The organism is Leucobacter chinensis, assembly GCF_019049105.1.
Taxonomy (GTDB): Bacteria; Actinomycetota; Actinomycetes; order Actinomycetales; family Microbacteriaceae; genus Leucobacter_A; species Leucobacter_A chinensis.
The window spans coordinates 47,201-69,694 of the sequence record NZ_JAHQZR010000007.1 but is presented as its reverse complement, the minus strand read 5'-3'; the positions used below and the strand labels follow the sequence as shown (position 1 = coordinate 69,694).

The 22,494-nt window shown below is 66.3% G+C and carries 21 protein-coding genes and 1 riboswitch; of the genes, 9 read left to right on the top strand and 12 right to left on the bottom strand.

The window, feature by feature from the left end; all coding sequences use genetic code 11:
- Positions 1–72 precede the first annotated feature (72 nt).
- Together KTJ78_RS09435 and KTJ78_RS09430 are read left to right on the top strand one after the other, a co-directional pair.
- Complete coding sequence (locus KTJ78_RS09435; protein WP_369808057.1) at positions 73–903, top strand: sulfite exporter TauE/SafE family protein; 831 nt, start codon at positions 73–75, stop codon at positions 901–903.
- A gap of 210 nt (positions 904–1,113) precedes the next feature.
- Positions 1,114–2,517: an MFS transporter gene (locus KTJ78_RS09430; protein WP_217135004.1), complete on the top strand. Its 1,404-nt coding sequence runs from the start codon at positions 1,114–1,116 to the stop codon at positions 2,515–2,517.
- Here KTJ78_RS09430 and KTJ78_RS09425 read toward each other — a convergent pair.
- A complete protein-coding gene (locus tag KTJ78_RS09425) occupies positions 2,514–3,944 on the bottom strand; it encodes an MFS transporter (protein WP_217135003.1) in 1,431 nt (476 codons plus the stop codon). The two genes, KTJ78_RS09430 and KTJ78_RS09425, sit on opposite strands and share 4 nt — an antisense overlap.
- 71 nt (positions 3,945–4,015) lie before the next feature.
- Between KTJ78_RS09425 and KTJ78_RS09420 the strand changes: the two genes are divergently transcribed.
- Positions 4,016–4,690, top strand: coding sequence for a TetR/AcrR family transcriptional regulator (locus KTJ78_RS09420; RefSeq protein ID WP_217135001.1), 675 nt, complete (start codon positions 4,016–4,018; stop codon positions 4,688–4,690).
- Here KTJ78_RS09420 and KTJ78_RS13955 read toward each other — a convergent pair.
- Positions 4,687–5,349, bottom strand: a complete 663-nt coding sequence (locus KTJ78_RS13955; RefSeq protein ID WP_217134998.1) for a response regulator — start codon at positions 5,347–5,349, stop codon at positions 4,687–4,689. The two genes, KTJ78_RS09420 and KTJ78_RS13955, sit on opposite strands and share 4 nt — an antisense overlap.
- 10 nt (positions 5,350–5,359) lie before the next feature.
- Positions 5,360–6,676 carry a sensor histidine kinase gene (locus KTJ78_RS09410; RefSeq protein WP_217134997.1) on the bottom strand — a complete coding sequence of 439 codons (1,317 nt, stop codon included), beginning with the start codon at positions 6,674–6,676 and terminating at the stop codon, positions 5,360–5,362.
- Here KTJ78_RS09410 and KTJ78_RS09405 point away from each other — a divergent pair.
- Positions 6,675–7,244, top strand: a complete 570-nt coding sequence (locus KTJ78_RS09405) for a hypothetical protein (RefSeq protein ID WP_217134995.1) — start codon at positions 6,675–6,677, stop codon at positions 7,242–7,244. The two genes, KTJ78_RS09410 and KTJ78_RS09405, sit on opposite strands and share 2 nt — an antisense overlap.
- 3 nt (positions 7,245–7,247) lie before the next feature.
- On the opposite strand, the gene KTJ78_RS09400 is transcribed toward KTJ78_RS09405, so the two are convergent.
- Positions 7,248–7,820, bottom strand: a complete 573-nt coding sequence (locus KTJ78_RS09400; protein ID WP_217134993.1) for a TetR/AcrR family transcriptional regulator — start codon at positions 7,818–7,820, stop codon at positions 7,248–7,250.
- 149 nt (positions 7,821–7,969) lie between these two features.
- Between KTJ78_RS09400 and KTJ78_RS09395 the strand changes: the two genes are divergently transcribed.
- Positions 7,970–9,169, top strand: a complete 1,200-nt coding sequence (locus KTJ78_RS09395; RefSeq protein ID WP_217134991.1) for an MFS transporter — start codon at positions 7,970–7,972, stop codon at positions 9,167–9,169.
- Positions 9,170–9,586: 417 nt separating this feature from the next.
- On the opposite strand, the gene KTJ78_RS09390 is transcribed toward KTJ78_RS09395, so the two are convergent.
- The 8 genes from KTJ78_RS09390 to KTJ78_RS09355 all read right to left on the bottom strand — a co-directional run bounded on the left by KTJ78_RS09390 (position 9,587) and on the right by KTJ78_RS09355 (position 19,082).
- Complete coding sequence (locus KTJ78_RS09390) at positions 9,587–10,624, bottom strand: siderophore-interacting protein (protein WP_369808056.1); 1,038 nt, start codon at positions 10,622–10,624, stop codon at positions 9,587–9,589.
- Positions 10,621–12,450, bottom strand: a complete 1,830-nt coding sequence (locus tag KTJ78_RS09385; RefSeq protein WP_217134989.1) for an ABC transporter ATP-binding protein — start codon at positions 12,448–12,450, stop codon at positions 10,621–10,623. The genes KTJ78_RS09390 and KTJ78_RS09385 overlap by 4 nt, the downstream gene beginning before the upstream one ends.
- A complete protein-coding gene (locus tag KTJ78_RS09380; RefSeq protein ID WP_217134987.1) occupies positions 12,443–14,128 on the bottom strand; it encodes an ABC transporter transmembrane domain-containing protein in 1,686 nt (561 codons plus the stop codon). The genes KTJ78_RS09385 and KTJ78_RS09380 overlap by 8 nt, the downstream gene beginning before the upstream one ends.
- Positions 14,125–14,913: an ABC transporter ATP-binding protein gene (locus KTJ78_RS09375; RefSeq protein ID WP_217135097.1), complete on the bottom strand. Its 789-nt coding sequence runs from the start codon at positions 14,911–14,913 to the stop codon at positions 14,125–14,127. Before KTJ78_RS09375 ends, KTJ78_RS09380 begins: the two co-directional genes overlap by 4 nt.
- 62 nt (positions 14,914–14,975) lie before the next feature.
- Positions 14,976–16,013 carry a FecCD family ABC transporter permease gene (locus KTJ78_RS09370; RefSeq protein WP_369808055.1) on the bottom strand — a complete coding sequence of 346 codons (1,038 nt, stop codon included), beginning with the start codon at positions 16,011–16,013 and terminating at the stop codon, positions 14,976–14,978.
- A gap of 17 nt (positions 16,014–16,030) precedes the next feature.
- Entirely contained in the window at positions 16,031–17,026 is a 996-nt protein-coding gene (locus KTJ78_RS09365; RefSeq protein ID WP_217134983.1) for a FecCD family ABC transporter permease, read from the bottom strand.
- The gene (locus tag KTJ78_RS09360; protein ID WP_217134981.1) at positions 17,023–18,084 is read right to left on the bottom strand and encodes an iron-siderophore ABC transporter substrate-binding protein; all 1,062 of its coding nucleotides are present in this window, start codon (positions 18,082–18,084) and stop codon (positions 17,023–17,025) included. Before KTJ78_RS09360 ends, KTJ78_RS09365 begins: the two co-directional genes overlap by 4 nt.
- Positions 18,085–18,227: 143 nt before the next feature.
- Positions 18,228–19,082, bottom strand: a complete 855-nt coding sequence (locus tag KTJ78_RS09355) for a helix-turn-helix domain-containing protein (RefSeq protein WP_217134978.1) — start codon at positions 19,080–19,082, stop codon at positions 18,228–18,230.
- A gap of 74 nt (positions 19,083–19,156) precedes the next feature.
- Positions 19,157–19,325, top strand: a riboswitch (M-box (ykoK) riboswitch).
- A 170-nt stretch (positions 19,326–19,495) separates the two neighbouring features.
- On the opposite strand from KTJ78_RS09355, the gene KTJ78_RS09350 reads away from it, so the two are divergent.
- From KTJ78_RS09350 to KTJ78_RS09335, 4 genes are all read left to right on the top strand, one after another.
- Positions 19,496–20,191, top strand: a complete 696-nt coding sequence (locus tag KTJ78_RS09350) for an MgtC/SapB family protein (protein ID WP_217134976.1) — start codon at positions 19,496–19,498, stop codon at positions 20,189–20,191.
- Positions 20,192–20,248: 57 nt separating this feature from the next.
- Positions 20,249–20,566: a hypothetical protein gene (locus KTJ78_RS09345; RefSeq protein ID WP_217134973.1), complete on the top strand. Its 318-nt coding sequence runs from the start codon at positions 20,249–20,251 to the stop codon at positions 20,564–20,566.
- A 120-nt stretch (positions 20,567–20,686) separates the two neighbouring features.
- On the top strand, positions 20,687–21,538 hold the full coding sequence (locus tag KTJ78_RS09340) for a siderophore-interacting protein (RefSeq protein WP_217134971.1): 852 nt from the start codon (positions 20,687–20,689) through the stop codon (positions 21,536–21,538).
- Between the two features lie 17 nt (positions 21,539–21,555).
- A complete protein-coding gene (locus tag KTJ78_RS09335) occupies positions 21,556–22,485 on the top strand; it encodes an AraC family transcriptional regulator (RefSeq protein WP_217134968.1) in 930 nt (309 codons plus the stop codon).
- Positions 22,486–22,494 lie beyond the last annotated feature (9 nt).

Below are 22,494 nucleotides of genomic sequence, written 5' to 3'. Positions count from 1 at the left end.
ACTGGCTAAAACTCGCAAGAACCAGACAAACTATCGATTGTTTCATCGACGGCGATCAAGTGAAATGGTCTGGTGATCTTTTCTGCCTCGCTCCTCATCATCGTTCTCGTTGGCGTCATTGTCGGCATCACCACAGCACTCTTCGGTTTCGGCGGCGGCTTCGTGACCGTACCCATCATCGCGATCGTCGACGCGCACCTGGGAGGCGATGCCCTCGCGGTCGCGACGGCGACCTCAGCGCTCGTCATGCTCGTGAATGCCATCGTCGCGACGGTCGCGACCGACCGTGAGGCGCTCGCCACCCTGCGCGGGCGCGGGTCACTCATCACGCTGCTCGCACTCGGAGGAGCCCTTGGCGCGGCACTCGGCCGTTTCTCGCCCGACTGGTTACTGCGCTGGGGTTTCGTCACCTACGTGCTCATCACGATCATTGACCTTGTCGCGCGGCCTGGCTTCATTACCCCAAAGCTGGCGGATCAGCCCGAGCAACAGCCCGCAACCAATGATCGCCGGGCCCTCTTGCCCTCCTGGCTCGGCGCCCCCATCGGCACGATCGCGGCCCTGCTCGGGGTGGGCGGTAGCGTCATGACGGTTCCACTCATGCGGCGCTCTGGCGCACCGATGTCGCTCGCGACGACACTCGCGAACCCGCTCACCCTCGCGATTGTCGCGCCGGCCCTGCTCGTCTCACTCTTGATTGCTCCGGGGCACGTCGCAGCCCCGGGGCTCGTCGGCTCGGTTGACCTCGTCGCGGGGCTCGCTCTGCTCGTGGGAGCCGTTCCCGTGATCGTGTACCTGCGCCGCAGAGCTCCGCGCATCAGCGACACCGTTCACGCCTGGAGCTACATCGGGCTCTTAGCGCTCTCAGCGTCGGCGGTTGCGCTCACGAGTCTCACTTGGTGAGCCCCGCCACCAACGACTGCTAGAGTATCGGGCATGCACATGAACCCCCAGCGCGGCACAAGCTGCCGCGAACGCAGGCCCCACGGCCTCATCTGGATCACGAGACCCGCGAACTAGCGCCTCTTCTCGGGCGCACAACGCACCCCTGTATTCATTGCTCGATGCGCGAGACTTCGCGCCTTCTTCGAGCATTCTCGTGTGAGGTTTTTCATGTCTGCTTCTCGCAGCGAGGGCACCACTGTGCCCAAGGCCCGTTTTTGGGGCCCCGTCGCGGTCATCGGCACCGCGCAATTTCTTGTCATTATGAACAACGCGATCATCAACATCGCGCTACCGAGCCTCGTCGCCGATCTCGGCATGAGCCCGGTCAACCAGTCGTGGGTGGTGACGAGTTACCTGCTCGCGTTTGGCGCGATGCTCGTGCTCGGCGGCCAGATCGGTGATTCGATCGGCCATCGCAGAGCGCTCATCATCGGCCTCGGCGTCACTGCCGTCGCTGCCATCGGCGCGGGCCTCGCGAGCGCCGGCTGGGCGCTTCTCGCGTGGCGCAGCCTGCAGGGAGCCGCCGCAGCACTCGTCTCGCCCTCAGCGGTCGCCCTGCTCTCGCTCACCTTCGCTGACCCGGCGCTGCGCAGGCGCGCGTTTGGCATTTACGGTGCGGTGACCGGAGCCGGGGGCGCGCTCGGGCTCATCGCGGGCGGGGTGCTCACCGATGCGTTCTCATGGCGAGCGACGATGTTTGTCTCGGTTCCATTCGCCATTGTCGCAGCGGTCGGGGCGCTCTGGCTCCTGCCCGGCGCCCGCAACACCTCGAAGCGCCAGTGGAACGTGCGGGGCGCCGGCCTCGTGGTGCTCGGCATCGGCGCGCTGCTTTTGACCATTACCCGCATTGGCGCCAAGGGCGCACCCCTCGTGGGGGTCATCGCTGGCATCGTTGCGGTCGTGTGCCTCTCGCTCTTCGCCCGTGCCGAACGCACGAGCGCGAACCCGGTGATACCGCACGGCTTCTTTCGTTCACGCGATCGCTCGCTCGGGCTGCTCACCGTTGGGGTCGGGGCCCTCAGCATGACCGGAGTGTTCGTGATTCTCAGCGTGCACATGCAGGGCGAGATGGGGCTCAGCGCGCTCGACACGAGCATCGCGACCCTTCCCTACCCCGTGGGCATGGTCGTTTCGACCCAGCTTGCACCGAAGCTCATTGGCCGCTTCGGCGCCCAGCGCACCGCCGTTACGGCATTGCTCGTGGCGGCGATCGGTCTCGCCCCACTCGCTTGGAGCGGCACCCACTCATACTGGAGTCTCATGCTGCCATCACTCATCTTCGTGAGCCTCGCGGTTGGCCCGGCGTTTGTCGCCGGGTCGCAGCTCGCGATGAGCGATGTTGCCGCCGAGACCTCGGGGGTTGCCGGTGCGCTCATGAACTCGGCCTCTGAGATCGGCGGAGCCATCGGTGTCGCGGCACTGAGCACCGCCTCGCTCTCGAGCCTCTCGCTACGGCCCGACGCTGGCAGCCCAGGCTTCGGCCTCGCCGTGCTCCTCGCGACGGCGTTTCTGCTCATCGGCGGGGTGCTCGGCGGCGTCTTGAATCGCCGAGCACCCCGCCCAGCTCGCTAGTCGCCGGCAACCGAGACCTCGCGCTGAGGCGCGGGAACCCGAATGCACAGCGCCAAAATGACGCCGGCGAGACTCACCGCTGCTGCGACGCAGTAGAGGGTCTGGAAGGGTTCGGGGGCGAGGTGCGCCCCCGAACCCTGAGCGCTCAGAAGCAGCACGCCCGTAATCGGGGTGCCAATGGCCGATCCCACCGTGCGTAGCACGCCGTTCAGACCCGCGGCAGCCGCGATCTCGCTCTTCGGGGCAAAGACGGTCACAAGGTCGGCCGCAACCGCGAAGCCGATGCCGTTGCCAAGGCCAACGAGCCCGAAGAACACGATCACCGCGATCATCGAACCTGGCATGAGCGCCGTGCCCACGCTGCCGAGCAGCATGAGAAAGAGCGAGCCTGCGGCGACGAGCGAGCGCGAGAGCTTGGTGAGCAACCACGGCGTCGCGCGGCCGCCAAAGAACACGAGCACCGCGCTCGGGAGCATCGCAATGCCGACGCCCGTGACCGAGAGCCCGTGACCGATACCGCCGCTCGCCCCCATGAGCACGGGAAGCCCAACGTAAAAGAGGTACGGCACCGCACCGAGAAACAGGGTGATGATGCTCGTGAGAGCGAGGCCCGGCTGCGCGAGCGTCGCGAGGTTCATGAGGGGCACCGTGGCAGTTCGCTCGACAATAACGAAGGCCGCGAAGCTCACGACGGCCGCAGCCACGAGCGACAGCACACCGATCGAGGCCCACCCCCAGGCGTTGCCCTGCGTGAGGGCCAGCAGCAGCGTGACAAGGCCGGCGGTCAAGAGCGCCGCCCCAGCGAGGTCGATGCGACCGCCGCCCTTGGACTGCGAGCGCGGCACAAACCGCATGATGAGGGCCATGCTCAGCAGCCCCATGATCGCTCCGATCGAAAAGAGCCAACGCCAGCCGATGAAGTCGGTCACAACCCCACCGATGACGAGGGCCGCGCCGGCCCCGGCACCGAGCATGCCGCTCAGCCAGCCCATTGCCGCGGGCTGGGCCGTGGGCATCAGGTCGCTGCGCACGATCGCGAGGGCGAGTGGGAACGTGGCGGTCGAGGCGCCCTGCAACACCCTGGCGGCGAGGAGCGTAGAGAAGCTCGGAGCAACGAGCGCGAAGATGCTGCCGACCACGAAGAACCCGAGCGAGATGAGCAGCAGGCGCTTATGCCCGTAGCGGTCGCCGAGCGCGCCGAGAATGGGCGCGGCGACGGCCCCGGCCAGGAGATAGGTCGTGAGGATCCACCCTCCCGAGGCCGCGTCGAGATCAAACGCGCGACTCAGCTCGGGCAGCGCGGGAACGAGCAGGGTTTGCATGAGCGAGAAGCTCAGCACCGCGATGGCGAGCGACCAGACGACCGGCCCCGCGTGTGCGACGGGTTCGGGGGTGTTCGTGTTCTGGGGCGCCTGGTACGCGGTCATATTCTCCCTTATTTTATTCGGAACGGAATGTTCCGTTCCGAATTACAGTATCACGGCACTATCCTGTTGTCATGACTTCTTTTGCTGAAAACGGGCAGCCGCAGGCCGAGACTCCTGCCGCGACCCTTCGCGGCAGGGCCGCCGAGGCGCGCAGCAACGATGACGCCGTACTGAACGCCGCCCGCGAGGTGTTCGTCGAGCAGGGCTTCAACGCCCCCATGTCGGCCATTGCCGAACGCGCGGGAGTCGGCGTCGCGAGCATCTACCGCCGCTACCAGAGCAAAGACCAGCTCACCCTCGAGCTACGCCTTCGGGCACTCCACCACGTCATCGACATCGCGCGCCGTATCGCCGCCGAACCGGGCGACTTCGCGGTGCAGGGCTTCATGCAACGCCACCTCGCCGAGGCCGCCAGTCCCCTCGCCACCACCTTCGGCAAGCACGTGCTTCGAGACCCGAGCGTCGACGCCGCGGCCGAGGAGCTGCGGCAGGCACTCGAAGCCCTCATTGACCTCGACCGGCAGCGGGACCTCGTTCCAAACGACTACAACGCGGGCGAGCTCATGCTCGCGATCACCCACCTTCGCCCCTCGATTCCCGCCGAGCGCGAACGGGTCGTCGAACTCGGCCTACGCCAGCTCGACCACTACCTCATCGGCCTCAAACACAGCGCGAAGCACCCCGAAGCGGTGCGCGGCAACCCCCTTACCTGGAACGAGTGGGTCGAGTTCAACAGCGCTGACTAGCGCGAGTCGGCACCTGAGCCGAGCCGCGCGAGCTCTACGCGTGATTGAGCCCCCGTCTTCGCATACAGCGCCCCGACGTGCGTTTTCACCGTCGTCACGCTCACGCGAAGCTCATCGGCAATGGCCTGATTACTCGCCCCGGTCACCACGAGCCGCAACACCTCACGCTCGCGCGGGGTGAGCTGCCCGAGTTCGAGCGGGCCGGGCGGCACCGGGGTGCGCTGGCTCGCGCGATCCGCCGCGAATGTCTTGATGACCCCACCCGCGATCGCGGGGTCGACGACGTGACGATCGGCGGCGACGTGATGAACCGACTGAATGAGCTCTGCCCCGCTCGTGCTCTTCAGCAGGTAGCCGTGGGCGCCCGACGCGAACGCCTCGCCAATGAGCTCGTCGGTATCGTAGGTCGTGAGCACGATCACGCGGGTACGGGTTTCGCGCGTGATACGTTGGGTGGCCCAGATTCCGTCGGTTCCGGGCATCCTGAGATCGATGAGGGCAACGTCAGGGTCGTGAGCGACACAGGCGGCGAGCGCGTCAAAACCGTTCTCGGCTTCAGCAACCACCTCAATGCCGGGGTCGGTCCCGAGAATCGCTGCGACCCCGCTGCGCACGGCAACGTGGTCGTCGGCGAGCACCACACGTACGGGTAATATCACGCGACCTCCCCTACCCGGCCTCGGCGATCAGAAGCTCTGCGCACCACACGGGCCCGTCAAGCCCATTATGCCGCTCCGGCTCGCCAGGCCGCTCATCGGCGACGAGTTCGCCACCGATGTTCGCGAGCAAGATCCTCGCGCCGGCGAGCCCCAGACCGTTCCCGGGGGCGTTCACCGTGTCGCCCGAGACCTCGTTCACCACCCGCAGGTTCAGGGTGCCGTCATCGCCAGCGCACACGAGCACGTCGCCGCGACCGTGTTTTGCGGCATTCGCGACAAGCTCCCGCATAACCCGCAGCAGCACCATCGCGCCGGCCTCGGGGAGTGACTCACAGGCACGCATCAGGGCCTCGCGCGCGCCAGGCTGCCACGCGAGCTGACGGCCGCCCGGCAGCAGGTGTCGCAACTGCTCAATCTCTCGATCGATATCGAGTGTGCTGCCCTGCCCCGCTCCATCAACCTCGCTCAGCACCGCGATGAGCTCTCGCAGCCTCTGGTGTGCCTGATCAGCCCCGTGCTTCGCATGATCAAGGCTCGTGACGATGCGCGCGTCAACGGGCTCCTGGGCCGAGGCGATAAGCTTTGCCGCCTCGATGTGCAGCCCCGCGACCGCGATCTGGTTAGCCACGAGATCGTGCAGGTCGTGAGCGACGCGTCGCTGGAGCTCGCGGTGCTCGCGCTCGTGCAGTTCGGCGAGCCTCGCTTCGGTTCGCTTGCGCTCGCTGCGCACGTTCCACCCCCAGGCGCCAGAGATGAGCAGGATGAGCCAGGCCTGCACCATGATGACGGGAATCGCTCCGCCACCAAACGGCACCACAATGAGCCAGACTGCACAGGCGACCGCGAGTGCCCCGGCGCCTATGAGGGCACGTCGAACCGCCCGGTCGCTACCGTACTTCATCACGGCATACACGAGGTCGGTGCCCACGATCACGACGCCAAGGCTCCCGCCATACCCGAGGTCGACGGCGATGATCGGCACCCCGAGGCCGAGGGCAACGAACGGATGCCTTGACCGCACCGTCGCGACGAGCGCCATCGCGACGAGCGTGAAGACGAAGGCACCGCCGGTCGTCTGCCAGAGCGCGACATCGCCCCAGAGCGGGTAGGCGCCGAACTGTAGCAGCACAAGCCCGAGCGCGAACCACAGCGCCGCGACGAGAGCGTCGCGCCTCGCCTGGTTTGCCCCAAGCGCCACCAACCACTCTTTCACCATGTCTCTAGTGTGCCGCACCCGAGCCACGGCCCCACTCATTCGATCGAACGAGGTGAGACCGTTCGGTCGCACGATGTGCTCGCTCGCCCGGAGCCCCACACTGGGTGACATGAACCTCATTGTGATCGGTATTCTCGCGTGCGAGATCGGCTTCTGGGTCATGCTCGGCCTCGGTCTCGCCGCGCGCTATCTGCTGCGCCTGCGCACCCTCTCGACCGTACTGCTCTTGGGCGTTCCGGTGCTCGACGTGCTGCTCCTCAGCTTCATCGCCTGGGACCTACTCGCAAACGGTGCCACCGCCGACTTCGCGCACGGGCTCGGAGCCCTATACCTCGGGTTCACGGTCGCCTTCGGCCACCAGATTATCGCGAGGGTCGACGCTTCATTCGCCCATCGCTTTGCCGGCGGATCCGCGCCCGTAAAACCACCAAAGGAAGGCCTCGCGAACCTGCGCTACGAGTGGCAACAGTGGCTCAAGATGCTCCTGTGCGCCGCCATCGCAACCGCGGTGCTCGGCGGCATCATCCTGCTCGTGGGCGACGCCTCGCGCACCGCCGAGCTCGACGGATGGATTGGCCGGGTGTGGCTCATCACCGCCGTCTGGTTCGTGGGTTGGCCAGTCTGGGCCACGGCCCGCTACGCGCTAAGCCCGCCGCGCTCGAACGCGAGCGAGCGCTAAGCATCACCTCGCGAGAAAACGCTCGGCCATGCCCTCGAGCTCGCCCTCGATGCCGGCCGCGTCGCCCGCGAGCACGCGAAACGCGAGCGGCCCAACGAGCTCGGCGACGAGACCCCGAAGGTCGCCCTCGCCCGCAAGGGCCCCGTGCGATTGAACCCGGCGGATCGTGCGCGCGGCCGCTCCCCCAAGAATGTCGGCCTCGCGCAGCAATTTCGCGACCGCTTCATCGTGCTGCGCCTCGCCGAGCAGAGCCCGGTAGGCGAGCCCAGCGTCAGAGCCTGTCAGAAAAGCGGCGAGCGCCCCGAGAAATGCGGCGACCTCGGCTGCGGCGCTCTCGGCCGCGGGAACCGTGAGCTCATCGATCGCGTCGTGCGTGCAGGCCTCGAGCAGAATCTCGGCCTTTGACGACCACCACCGGTACACCGTCTGCCGCCCGACCCCGGCACGCTCGGCGATGCCCTTCATGGTCATCGCGGCATATCCCTCTTCGACGAGCATGCCGTCGACCGCCTGCAAAATTGCCAGCCTGGCGTCTTCGCTTCGGGGCCTGCCGGGAGACTTCGGGGGTGCAACCATGCCATCACCCTAGCAGTTTCGAGACAGGGTGAGCGGCAGTGATCCGCCGAAAATCGTGGGTATATCGGGTCACTCTCAGCAAATCGAGACACAGTGACTCGCAATGTGTTACGATTTCGAGACACCATGACTTGAATCTAGGAGATCCCATGAATATCGCAGCACCGACGCCTGCGAATCGCACGCAACGGTGGGCCGTCATCGCCACCGCCTTCGCTTTTCTCATCACGATGATGGGCACCACCCTGCCTACGCCCCTCTATGCCCTCTACGCTGAGCAGCTCGACTTCACACCGCTCACGGTCACCGCACTCTTCGCCGTCTACGCGATCGGCGTCGTCGTCACGCTGCTGCTCTTCGGCAGACTCTCAGACGAACTCGGCCGCCGCCCCGTGCTCGCCGCCGCCGTCACCTTCGCCCTCATCAGCGCCCTACTCTTTCTCCTGCCGCCCAGGCTCGAAACGCTCATCATCGCCAGGGTCGTCTCAGGTCTCGGCGCCGGCCTCATGAGCGGCGCCGGAACCGCCGCGCTCATGGACCTCTTCGCGCCCGAGAAACGCGGCACCGCCGGAGCCCTCGCGATCACCGTCAACACCGGCGGCCTCGCCCTCGGCACCCTCTTTGCCGGGGTGCTCGCCGACACGATCGCGATGCCGCTCGTCGCCCCCTTCATCGCACACCTCGCCCTCAGTGCGGTTGCCCTCGCGGGCCTGTTCGCCTTCACCCCCGCGCCCGAACGCATCGGCCGCTTCACAGTGAAGCCGCACCGCCTCAGCGTCCCAGCACACATCAAGGGGGCGTTCACTCGCGGGGTACTCGCCGCGGGGGCCGGTTTCGCCGTGTGTGGCGTGCTCACCGCCGTCTCGGCGCTCTTCCTCACCCGCGAGCTCATGCTCGACAGCCGCTCCCTCGCGGGCGGCGTCGTATTTCTCGCGTTCGCCAGCATGGCGGCGGGCCAGCTCATTGCCAAGCGCGTCACCCCACAGCGGGCGCTGCCGGTCGCGAGCGCGGGACTCACCGTGGCGAGCGCCTTTCTCGCCTGGGCACTGGCCGGCGTCACGCTCACGCCGCTGCTCATCTCGGCGGTCGTACTCGGCGTCTCGGCCGGCGTGTGCTTGAACGCGGGCATCGCCACCACCGTCGAGCAGGTCGAACCTCATCAGCGCGGCGAGGTGTCATCGTCATTCTTCGCGGGCCTCTACACGATGCTCGCGGTGCCCGCCATCGGCGTGGGATTCCTCACGAACGCCATCGGCCTGCGCCCCGCCGGGCTCATCTTCGCCGGAGCCATTGCCGTGCTCGCCACCATCATCGCGATCGCGACCTTCGCCGCCCGCGATCGCCGATAGCGCTAGGCCCGCCGCCGCTCCGGGACGGGGGTGCATGGGCGGCTGCCCTTGGGGTTTCGCGGCTGCGGGTGTCGGGGGCCTGCGGGCCTCGGGGGCTGCGAGCTTCGGGTGCCTGCGGGCCTCGGGGTCTGCGAGCTTCGGGTGCCTGCGGACTTCGTGCACGCACTTTTCGCGTCTACTTGACGAAAAGCAGGGTATTTCGCGGCAAACACCCTGCTTTGTGACAAGTGAAGCGCCGCGCGCGTCGTCGCGGCGGCCACTCGGCTCTCCTGGCGGCTGCGCGAACCCCCTCGCGAAAGCGTCCCTTGCGTCTACTTGACGGAAAGCAGGGTATTTCTCCTCAAACACCCTGCTTTCCGTCAAGTGGATCGGCCAAGCCGATCTCGGGAAGAGCCGGCACCGCGGGAGCGCCCCGCGTCACAGCCCCAGCTGCGCCAGCCGCGACTCGTACCGAATCTGCACCTCTTCGTCATCGAGCACGCCCGAGCCAGCGCTCGAGCCAGCGTCAGCGCCCTCGCCCGAGCCGGTACCAGCACCCTCACCCGAGCCAGCGTCAGCTCCCGAGTTAGGGTCAGCACCCGCGTCAGCACCCGACTCAGTACCCGACTCAGCGCCAGCGCCAGCGCCAGCTCCCGCCGCCTCCCAGATCTGAGCGAGCTCGCGCTTCACGGCCTCGGGCAGCGCCGCGTACTTCTCGTCCCAGTCGGCGACCGGCGTCCAGTAGCCAATGACCTTGTAGCGCGAGGCCTCGAGGCCGAGCTCGCGGCGCAGGTACTTGCGCACGTCGCGCAGCGCCGCAGTTTCGCCGGCCACCCAAATGTAGCCGCCGTCAAGCGTCTGGGTGGCGCCCACCGCGCTGCGCACGATCTCGCCGAGGCGGCTCGGGCCGGTGCCGTTTCCGCCGATGACCCAGGTCACCTCGACGTTTTCGGGAAGCTCGGGGTCGAAGCGGTCGGCCTCGCCCGGGATCTCGATGACGAGACGGGTGTGCAGCCCGGTGGAGCCTGCAGCGATGCGCAACGCGGCGGGCACCGCGGTGAGGTCGGCGGCAAGTAGCTGCCACGTGGTCTCGGCGGGCGGCGAGTAGAGTCCGGTCGGAGCGTTGAATCCGATGACATGGCCGGGCTGAGCAGCCCTCGCCCACGGCCCCGCGACGCCAGCCTCGTGCACGACAAAGTCGATGTCGAGCTCGCCCTGCTCAGGGTTCACTCCGCTGATCGTGTAGGTGCGCATGGGGGCCTCCGGCTGCCCGCCGGGCGTGCTCCACCAGTCGCCATCAGGCACCGGCAGCGAGATATCGTGCGGATCATCGCCGTGCGGAAAGAACACGCGCACGTATTCGTCAGGAATCCCGGTCGAGACAAACTCGGCGACGCCCTCGCCTCCGAGCGTCACGCGCACGAGTGAGGCGCTCAGCTGGCTGGTCTTTGTCACCACGGCTCGAAAAATGGTCACGGGGTTCCTCCTTGGTCTAGGGCAGCTTTAGCCGGGGCTCGGGAGGGCAGCCCGCCGGGCATGCCGATGGGAAGCACGTCGGCGTCTCGCTGGGCGATCCACAGGCCTCGGTATGGGCCAGCCTCGTCGGCGACGAGGGTTTCGTGCGGGGCGAGCTGCACCATGCGCCCGTTTTCAAACACGGCGATGCTACTCGCATCGATGACGGGGGCGAGCCGGTGCGCGATGAACACGGCCGTGCGCCCCACGCGCAGCCGGGCAATCGCGGCCTCGACGTCGTCGCGGTACTGCAGCCCGACGTCGGCGGTTGGCTCGTCGAGAATGACAACGCTCGGGTCGGCAATGAGCGCCCGCGCGATAGCGAGCTGCTGAATGCGGCCTTCGTCGGGCACCTCGTCGCTCTCGGCGATAGAGGCCGCGCGCTGCTCAGATCTGGAGCGGTCGAGCGCCCACTCAGCCCCGACGGCCTCCAGCGCAGCCACGAGCGTCGCGTCACTCGCCTCGGGCGCGGCAAGTCGCAGGTTCTCGGCGATTCCGCCCCTGAACCAGTGCAGCTCTTGCGAGATTGTGTATGGCAGCACGCCACCCTCGATCTCGACGCTGCCCGAATCTGGCGCGTATTGGCCGGCGATGAGCTTGGCCACGGTGCTCTTACCCGAGCCGGAGGCTCCAACGAAGGCGGTGGTGGTTGCAGGGTCGATGCGAAGACTCACGTCACGTACCCCGCGGCCCGTGCGCGGGTAGCTGAAGCTCACATCGCGCAGCTCTATCGCGGGGGCCAAATCGCTGCCTGAGCGCGGCTGATCGGCGCCGCGCGAGGCATCGCGCTCGGCGTCTCCCTCTCGCGCGGTCACGATCACGCCGACGAGCCGCGCGAGGCCAATGGTCGCCCGCTGCACGTCGTCGAGACTGAAAATAAGTTGGCCGATGGGGCCAAAGAGGCGGTGAAATACGAGGGCCGCCGTAGTGACCATGCCCACCGTGAGTGCGCCCGCCCCGCTCAGCATCGCACCTGCGGCGAGCAGCGCGATCATGCCGAGCGCCTCGCCACCGTGAATCGAGAGGAAGAGGCGGTTGCGCACGCGGGTTCCCTCGATTTGCATGCGGATCGACGCCTCTGCCCGAGTGGCAACGCGATCGAGCGCGCCTTCTTCTTCGTTCAGGGCGGTGAGGGTTTCGCGCCCCTCGACCACCTCAAGCACCGCCTGGCTGCGATGGGCCTCGCGAAGCCGCACCTCGCGAAAGACGACCCGTGAGCGGCGCAGGAAGAGCCTCGTGCCGATCGCGTAGCTTGGCACACAGACGAGGCCCGCGAGTGCGAGCCTGAGGTCGATCGCGGCGAGCGACACGAGTGAGACCGCGATCGCGAAGCAGGCCGCGAGCAGTTCTGGCACGACGTCGCCGCCGGCCTCGGCGACCGCCTCGACGTCGCCGGTTACACGCGACACGAGGTCGGCGCTCTCGCCGTCGTCAATCGTCGCGACCGGCAAGCGCATGGCCGAGGCAAAGACCTCTTCGCGAAGCTTCGCGAGAATATCTTGCACGAGAGAGACGAGCACCCGGTTGCCCCAGAGCCCGAGCATTGCGGCGGCGATGGTGCCAGCCGCCGCGGCCGCCACCCACCCGCCAACGATGAGCGGGCCGGCCTGCTCGACGACCGCGTCGACGATCTTGCCGAGGCTGAGCGGCAGGGTGAGGCCGAGCACGGCCGCGCTGAGAAAGAGGATGCAGACGCCCGTGGTTCTCGCGCGGTGGTCGCGTAGCAGCGCGCGAAGCACGCCTCGCACCTCGGCGCCAGTGGCGATCGGAAGCTGATGCTCAGCCATGGTTTGCGGCCTCCTGCCCGGTCTCGCTACTGTCGCTGCCCGCCCCGCGCCACTCTATGACCCGGTCGCAGGCGGCGAGCATCGTCTCAGACGATGAGATGACGACGAGCGTGTCTTGCCGTTCGCGAAGCTTCGCCGCGATTTCGGTCTCGGTCACGGCGTCGACCGCCGAGGTTGGTTCGTCAACTACGAGCACACGGGCGCGTTCGTGCAGCCCCCGCGCGAGGCCAATGCGCTGCCGCTGGCCGCCCGAGAGTTTGCGGCCCGCCTCACCGACGGGAGCCTCCCAGCCGCCGAGTTCTGGCACGACTTCGGCGAGATGAGCCGCGTCGATGATCGCGGCGTCTGGCTCGCGGGGCTCTGGCTCGTGCGCGGCTGCGAATGAACCGGTGACGGCCTCGCGCAGTGATCCGCTCATGATCATGTGTCGGTGTGGCATCGAGACCACGCGGCTGCGGTATTCGCCGGGTTCGAGGTCTCGCGCGTCGACGTGACGCCCCTCGACCGCACCATCGCCCACGGCAATCGTGAGGTCGCCCGGCCCGACGGGGGCGCGCAGCCCGAGAACGCGTGAGGCCTCGCGGGCCTCGGCGGTCGTGCGGGGCCGAATGCCGAGGTGCTCGCCACTGAAAAGTTCAATGCGCTCGTCACCGTTGCGAAAGGTCATGACGGCCGCCGAGTGCAGTTGCTGCTCTCTTGGCGATGCGGGTTGCTCGATGAGGTCGGGGGTGTTCATGAGACCCGCGAGGCGCTTCGCCGAGGCAAGTTTGTGGGCCCAGTTTGCCGGGAACGACCCTGCGTAGGCGAGGTAACCGCTCACAAACTGCGCGAGCCCGAGCACTGTGACGAGCTCGCCGATACTGATCTGGCCGGCCGAAGCGAACCAGGCAGACATTCCCGCGAGCCCCGCTGTGGTGAGTGCCGCGAGGCTCTCGCTCACGGCACCGGCACCAGCGATGGCGCGTCCGGCAGCGGTGCCGGCAACGCGCGAGCGGTCGCTCGCGGTGACGTAGCGCTTCACGGCCTCGTCCCTCGCGTTCATGCCCACGAGCACTCTGAAGCCGGTCATGAAGTCTGCGGCGACGGCGCCAGCACCGGTCGCTTCGTGCTGCTCGGCCATGCCGCGACGCTCGAGCGGCCGCGACACAAAGCGCATCACGAGCATCATGAGGAGTGTCGAGGCGAACACCACGATCGTTGCCGCTGGCGAAATGACGAGCATCGCGAGCGCCGAGGCCACAATGGCGGCGACCGCTGCGCTCTGCTGCGCGACCGACCACGCGACGCCGGCCACGCGGTAGGTATCAGACGTCACGTAGGTGAGTGCCTCGCCTGCCGTGAGCCGCGTGGCAGTGAGCCGCGGGCGCAGAACCTGCTGCAGGGCTCGATGCCTGAGCGTCTGCTCGCCCCTGCCGTACACCGTCACCATGAGGCGCGAGGCGCTCTGGTACGAGGCGGTGAGCACGATGAAGACGCCGAGCAGAGCGCCCAGCCACGTGAAGAGCGCAGCGGTGTCACCCGGCATGATCGCACGGTCGACGACGACACCGATGAGCACGGGAATCGCGGCCTCTGCGAGCGCGTGCACCATGAGCAGCACCGTGGCACCGGTGAGCGCGAACCCCCGCCCCTCACCCGTGAGCGCCGCGCGAAAAAGAGAGCCGGGAGTGACGGTCACGAATGACTCTTTCCGAGCGGCAGCACGAGGGGCGCACCCGAAACCGGGTCGGTGATGACCTTGCAGGGCAGGTCATAGACCGCTTCAACGAGTTCTTCGGTAATGACCTCTCGCGGATCACCCTGGGCAACGATCGCACCATCGCGCATCGCGACGAGGTGGGTTGCGTAGCGCGCCGCGTGGTTCAGATCGTGGAGCACGGCGACGACGGTCGTTCCCCCTCGGTGCAGCTCTGCGAAGAGTTCGAGCAGGTCGATCTGGTGCGCGATGTCGAGAAAGGTCGTCGGCTCGTCGAGCAGGAGGTGTTCGGTCTGCTGCGCGAGAGCCATCGCGACCCACACTCGCTGCCGCTGGCCGCCCGAGAGCTCGTCGACGAGGCGATGCGAGAGATCGGTTGTGTTGGTCGCTTCAAGCGCCTCGATCACCGCTTTCTCGTCTTGCTTGCTCCACGTGCGAAGCGCGCTCTGGTGCGGAAAACGGCCGCGACCAACGAGGTCACCCACGGTAATGCCATCGGGGGCTATCGATGACTGCGGCAGGAGCCCGAGCCGCCGCGCGACCACCTTCGGGCTCTGCGAGTGCAGGGTCTTGCCGTCGAGCAGCACGGCTCCCTCAGCCGGCTTCAACAGCCGTGAGAAGCCGCGCAGCAGCGTCGATTTGCCGCAGGCGTTGGGCCCGATAATGATCGTGAACGAGTGGTCGGGAACCTCGAGAGAAAGCCCCTCAATGATGTTCTTGTCACCGTAGCCGAGCGTCACATCACGAGCGAGCAGTGAGGCGGTCATTGGGGTTTCCTTTCGTTCGGCCTGCCGTGAGCCGGTTGCGTGGTCAGAGGTTGCTGTGCGCATCATGCCCTGCTCCGATACTGGGTCGCGAGCAGCCACGCAAGGTACAGCCCGCCAACAGAAACCGTCACGACGCCAACGGGCACGGCAAGCAGCTGCGCCACCGCGTCAGAGACCACCACGAGCGCCGCACCGGTCAGCATAACTGGCGCGAGCCCCATGGGGGTATTCGAGCGGGTGAGCCGCTGCGAAATCTGCGGGGCCGCGAGCGCGATGAACGAGATGGGCCCTGCCGCCGCGGTCACGAGCGCCATGAGGGCGACGCCCAAGATCATGGCCGTGAGCCGCGTTCGCCCGGGTCTCATGCCGAGCTCCATTGCCGCGTCGTCGCCCATCTCGAGCACCGGAAGCGTGCGAGCGAGTGGCATCGAGGCGGCAACCACGATCACGAACACGACCGCCGCGGGCAGCAACTGGTCAAAGCCGAGAGAGGCGAGCGATCCCGCTCCCCAGGTCGCGACCATCATCGCCTGCTCGACGCTCACCGAAATGAGAATCCACGAGCTCAACGAGCCGAGGCCAGCCGAGACACCGATGCCCACGATAATGAGCCTGAACGACGACGAGGTGCGCTTCGCGGCAAGCACGTACACGAGCAAGGCGGTCAGCATGCCGCCCACGAGCGCGCCAGCGGCCTTGAAGAGATAGGTGTTGAGCCCGAACACGAGCAGCGTCAGCGTGACGCCGAACTGCGCACCAACGCCAAAGCCAATGATGTCTGGCGAGCCGAGCGGGTTTCGCGTGAGCGACTGGAAGATGCCGCCAGAGAGTGCGAGCGCAGCTCCGCACAACACCGCGAAGAGCACGCGCGGCAGGCGCCACTCGAACACGACCTGCCGGGCATCGGGGTCGGCAGCAGGGTTGAAGAGCGCGTCGAGAACGGTCGCGAAGTCGAGCGAGTACGAGCCAATCGTCATCGAGAAGAGCCCCGCTGCGAGGGTGATGACGACGAGTACGAGACTCACGATGATCGAGCGCGTGGTGACTCGGCCTGATACCCGGCCACCGTCGATCCACGTCTGTTTTCTCCCAACGTTCACCGCTGATTGGTGCAACCTCATAGGGTGCTCACCCGCTTTCTGCGTACGAGGGCGATGAGCACAGGAGCGCCCAAGAGGCCGGTGACGATGCCGACGCGTAGCTCGCCGTTCGGCAGTACGATGCGACCAAGAATGTCGGCGATGAGCAAGAAGCTCGGGCCCACGAGCATCGAGATGCTCAGCACCCAGCGCTGGTCGGGGCCGGTGAACCAACGCACCGCGTGCGGCACCATGATGCCGATGAAGGCGATGGGGCCTGCCGCCGCAACGCTCGTACCCGCGAGCAGCGTCACGGCGATGATGACCATGACGCGAGTGACGCGAATGCGCGTGCCGAGCGACTGTGCGAGGTCATCGCCGAGCGCAAGCGCGTTGAGCGACCTCGCACAGGCCATGCCGATGACGAGGCCCGCGACGATGAGGGGCAGCGCCCACTGCAGCTGATCCATGCTGCGGCCGCCGATCGAACCGACCGACCAGAACCGCATGACCTGCAGGGTGCTGTGGTTTTGCAACACGATTGCCGTGGTGAAGCCAGTGCAGGCGGCACCCAAGGCCACGCCAGCGAGGGTCAGTTTGGCCGGGGTCGCGCCGGCCGGACCCACCGAACCGAGCACGTACACGAGCACCGTGAGGGCGAAGGCACCAAAGAGCGCGAAGGGCACGTACGCCCCAGGCGCGGTGAGGCCGAGCACGCCAACGGCAAAGGTGACCGAGAGCGAGGCGCCCGCGTTGACGCCCAGAATGCCAGGGTCAGCGAGCGGGTTGCGCGTAAACGCCTGAATGAGACCGCCGCACATCGCGAGCGCGGCACCCACGAGAACGCCAAGAACGGTGCGCGGCAGTCGAAGCTCGTGCACCGTGAGGTGGGCGGGGTTTGTCTCGTCGTAGTGGAACAGGGCTTCGATGACGGTGGCCGGGTCAATCGCTTTACTGCCCACCGCCAACGACGCGATCGTCGCGGCGACCAGAACGGCCGCCGCGACGATCAATCCGATGATGCGCGATTTCACTTGCCAGAAATCGTCGGCTTGCCCTCGAGGGCGTCCGCAAGATCATCGACGTACTTGGGCAGCATCGCCTGCAGCGAGAGCACCGTGGGCGCGCTCAAGGCCGAGGCCTCAGCTTCATCACCGTAAATGACGTACGACTTCGCGGCGATCGGCTGCCACCGAGCAACGATCTTGTTGTTCACGGTGTACTCACCCTCGTCTTTGCTTCCTGCCCAGGCCGCAAAGAGATCGGCTTCGACCTCGTCGAGGTTTTCGAGGCTTACGCCCGTGTACCAGTTGTCACCCTCGGCGGTTTCGAAAAACGACTTCATCGCCGGGGTCGACTTGAAGCCGAGTTCTTCAGTGATGCGCACACGGGGGTCGTAATCGAGGTAGACGCCAAGGTCGGTTGCACCCTCGTTGAGGGCGACCCCCCACACGAAGGTCTTGTCGTCGAACTCGGGGTGCTCGTCGGCGAGCGTCTCGATGAGTTCTTCGGTCTCGCCGATGAGCTCTTCAGCCTTCTCGTCCTGCCACATTGCCTTACCGATGGTGCGGGTCATGTCTTGCCAGGTGCCCGGGTTCCAGGGCCCCTCGATGTAGGGAACGGTCGGGGCGATCTCGCTCAGGCGCTCGTACTCAACGTCGGTAATGCCCGAGTACAGGCTCAGAATAAGGTCTGGCTTCAGCTCTTTAATGGCCTCGTAGTTCGGGCCCTCATCAGCGTAGGGAATCACCTCAGGCGTCTCACCGTATTCTTCGGTGACGAACTCTTCGAACCAGGGCTGGTAGCCGCTCTCGCCAGCGCCCCACACCTCTTCAATACCGACCGGGTTCTCGCCGAGGGCCGCAACAACGTCGGGGCTCATCCAGCCGAGCGCCACGATGCGCTTGGGCTTTTCGACGATATTCGTTGACCCGTGTGCGTGCTCGATAACGACGCCGGTGGTCGGCTCTTCTGCGGCCGGTTTCGCTTCTGTGCTCGCGCCGCAGCCGGTCAACAGCAGGGCGGTCGTGGTCATGAGGGCAGCAAGCGCGGTGACTCGACGCAGCGGTCGACGCGCGGGGGCGTGCAGCATAGTTCTCCTTCAGAACAGACGAAACCATCGCATTCATGCGATCTTCATTAGGCAAGCCTTACCTAACGTATCGATGCTAGGCCGTAAGCACGCTCCCGTGTGTTCCCGAGCAGACAACTTCTATTGCAAAACGGTCATGCCGCTCAACCGAACGAACGCCAGTACCCCTGCTGAGCAGAATCGGCGCGCGCCCGCAGCGCGAATTGCCTCGGCGTCGACCCGAAATACCCCTTGAAAGCCGCCGAAAAGGCGCTCGTCGTCTCGTAGCCGCTCATCTGCCCAGCAATGCCAACCGGGGTGCCGCCCACGATGAGTCTCGCAGCGCTCGTCATGCGCACCCCCGTGCGCCACTGCCCGAAGCTCATGCCCACCTCGCTCGTAAATACCCGCAGCACCGTGCGCTCGTGCAGGCCATGCTGCGCAAAGAGCTCCTGCGCCGTGCGCGGATCGCCCGGCCGCTCAAGCACCGCTTCAACGAGGGCCCTCACCCGCTCGTCGGCAGGCAGAGGCACCTCGAGAGCCCCGTCTTCGCGGCTCAGTTCGGGATCTTCAAGCATGTCAATGAGCACCTGCTGCGCCCGCACCCTGAGATCAGTTGGCATGTCGTGAATCGACAGGTGCAACAGCATCTCTTGCACGGCACGCGGCACCACCACCCGCCGCACCTCGTCGACGCGATCGGCGAGAGCCTCACCCGGCACATAGGTGTAGCAGCCAACGGCGTCGCGCTCGTGGCGCGCGGTGTGCGGCGTGCGTGGCGGCACCCACACCCCCTGCCCCGGTGAGAGGCGCCACATCGTGCTCTCGAGGTACACCCACACGGTGCCGCGATAGCACCACGCAAGCATCGCTTCGGGGTGGCTGTGCGGCGGCGAGACGAGGCGGCCCGGGCCAAGATCGTCGCCCATCACGACCCCGGTACCCATGAGGTACGGTTCGCGAATGGCCGTCGGGTGCTGTGCGCACGAGGCCCAGTCAGGCTGCCGGTACGAGTTCATCAGATGAATAGCGTAGCAGTGGCCTGGCCGCCAAACGCTTGAGAGTTGCCCGGCACACCGCTATGCTGTCTCGCGGAGCGCTTTGTTAGGCGAGGCTCCTTTACGAACACAGGCCACTGATCTGACGACGTCGAGAGACGCCCAAGGTTAAGACAGATTTTCCCGGAGCAAGGGTTGATCCAACGTGGCTTCAGCGAGGCTGATACGTCGTGAAGTGCCAAAGCTCAAACGTGGAAGCCCAAGACTCGTGCACTTTGCACGTCCTTCCGTGCGCGCGCAGGAGGTGATTTTCCATGACTGATGGCTCTAGTCGATCTTTCTGGCTCACCTTTTCTTGCTCGCGCCACTAACTTTCTCCGGGTCCTGAAACCCGTTTCTCGTGCGCGCGAGCACGACTCGAACGGATGTTTCTCATGTTTGAAACCATCGATATTCTCTCGCGCATCGCAGCGAGCGTGCTGCTCGGCTCGCTCATCGGCATCGAACGCCAGTGGCGGTCGCGCTCGGCGGGTCTGCGCACCAACGCGCTCGTGAGCCTCGGCTCTGCGCTCTTCGTTGTGATGGGCGCTTACAGCTTCACGGGAACCGGGGCTGACCCGACGCGGGTCGCGGCCCAGGTCGCCTCCGGCATTGGCTTTCTCGGCGCCGGCGTGATCATGAAGCAGGGCGCCTCGGTGCGGGGCCTCAACACCGCGGCGACGCTGTGGGCATCAGCGGCTGTCGGTGCCCTCGCGGGCGGCGGGATGTTGTGGATCGCTGCCGCTGGCACCGCCATGATCATGCTCGCGAACACGCTGCTCAGGCCCCTGAGCCGCGCACTCGATCGAAACCTCGCGACCAGAGAGGCGCAGGCGAGTGGCCCCTTCTATGACGTCGAGGTTCGCTGCGAGCAGCGGCACGAGCCGCAGGTGCGCTCGCTCGTGCTCACGGCGCTCAGCAACGAAGACCTGCAAATTCACGAGGTCTCGACGAGCACCGCGACTCCCGAGGTTTTTTCGCTCACCGCGAGGGTGCAGGCCGAGCCCGGCATGGAGCGCCACATCGAGCACGCCCTCTACGGTGCACTCCGCTCACCCGAGGTCACGGCTATGCGCTGGGCCGCGGTATAAGTCGCGCCGCACCCCTCTAACCACACGTTCATGCCCCTTTGAAAGCGAGGCATCACCATGTCATTCATTACCGCCTTTCTCACCAATGTGAGCTTTTACCGCCGCGCCCTCACCGAGACGAAGCGCGAGGCCAGGGCTACTCGCACCCGGCGAGAATCGCCTCCAATAGCGCCCGCCCCGCGGGAGCCGGTAACGCGGGAGCCGGTAACGCTGGAACCGCTAGCGCGCGAGCCCGCCGCTCCAGAACAGGCCCGGCCACAACCTCTCTCACCGGGCGAGAGCATGGTGTTCTGGGGCGCCTGGCGCGGGCTCGGAATGCCGCTCTTGCTCACCCAGCTGCCTCCCGAAACCGCCGAGCCCCGCGATGAAAGCTGAGACCGCCCTCACGCATGACTCGATTGTGCAAGGGTGAGACGCCCAGGGTCATGGCCTTCGTCAACGCTCAGGCTTACGGTTAGGTTAGCCTTCCCTTACTATTGATGTGGAGATGTTGACATGACTGAGAAAGCCACCCTGCCCCGCTTCGTTCACTACCGCGCAACGGTCGTTCGAACGAAGCTGCTTGGCCCCGATTTTCTTCGGGTGACCTTTGGCGGCGAGGGCCTCGTCGACTTCGCGTGTTCGGGCGTCGCACCGAAGATCAAGGTGTTTCTGCCAGACGAGACACGCACGCACGCGGCCGATGAGAGCCTCGAGGGGCTTCTCGAGGGAGCCACGATGCGCACCTACACCGTGCGGGCGAACCGGGAGCACGAGGCCGAGGTCGACATCGACTTTGTCATTCATCCAGAGGGGCCCGCGGGCCGTTGGGCAGCGCAGGCCGAGCCGGGCCAGGCGCTCGTGCTCAGTAACGCCGCCGGCAAAGACCCGCTCACGGCCCACGATGTGCTGCTCATCGGCGACCCCTCGGCGGTTCCTGCGGTCATGACCATCGTCGAATCACTACCAAGCGATGCCACGGCTCGCGTGCTCATTCGGGTCGACCGTGCCGAAGACCGCTTCGAGCTTGAGCCCGCTGCCGACGGCATTGCGCGGTGGATCGCGACGGGAGCCGACACTGAGTTACTCACGAGCGTCGTCGCCGACGAAATCTCGGCGCAACGCCCTGACTACGTCTGGGCCGCGGGCGAAGCCTCAACCCTGAAACCCCTGCGCCGACTCCTGCGCGGCGATGCGCAGTACACCAAGCAGAGCTCGCACACCGTCGGCTACTGGAGGCGCCACTCAACCGCCGACGTGTACGACGCGCAAACCATCGCCCTCGCCTCGCAAATGATCAACGACGGGCACGATCTCACCCCTCAGGACATGGATGAACTCAGCATCGATGTCGACCAGAAAGAGTAAGTACGCAATTGTTCACCATGTCTGATGCCGAAGTCATGCCAGGACCAACCATGATGGCCGCCGCAGAGCACGTCACACTGAGCCGAGACATGTGCGCGCACACGCACGACTTCGCTGAAATCTCACTCGTGACGGCGGGAAGTGCCGAGCACTTTGGCGAGGAAGGCACGGCGCTTCTCAGCCCCGGCTCGCTCGTCATGCTCGGCCCCAGCAGCTGGCATTCAATTGCCAGCGCCAAGAACCTCGAGATGACCAACCTCTACCTCAGCACCCGCATGCTTGATCTCGCAGCGCCCGTACCCGCCGTCGTTGAAGCCATGCGCGCCGTACTGAGCGAAATTAGCACGCTCGGTTCGGTCACCATGCGCGAACTATCGCCCGCCGATACCGCTGAACTCTCGCAGACCTTGAGTGCCTTCGTGCACAACCCCGGTACGACCGTGCTCGCCCAGCTCTCGGGTGTCTACGCGATTCTCGATCGCCTCGTCACCATCTGCCGCGAAGAGACGGCTACAGCCGCCGACCCGCTCCGCTACGAGCACGCGACGTTGCCCACAAATTTGCTCCGGCTTAGCCCGCGCATCAGCCACGCGGTGTCGATTCTGCACGATCGTCTCGAGCACTCGTGGTCGCTCGCCTCGCTCGCGAAAGAAATCGCGATCTCACCCTCACAGCTCACCCGCGGTTTTCGGGCCGACCTGGGCATGGGGCCCATGAGCTACCTCCAGCAGCTCCGCGCAGAGCGCATGGCCTACCTCTTGCGCACCACGAATCTCACGGTCAGTGCCGCTGGCCGCGCCGTGGGCTGGAGCGATCCGAGCTACGCGAGCCGGCGTTTCAGCAAGCACTGGGGCCTCTCACCCAGCTGGTACCTCGTGCGCGTGCAAACCGGCACCGCCCCGGTGCCGGAGGCCGAGCGCGGCGATCACCTCGCGACGCTCGACTAAGGCCCGCAC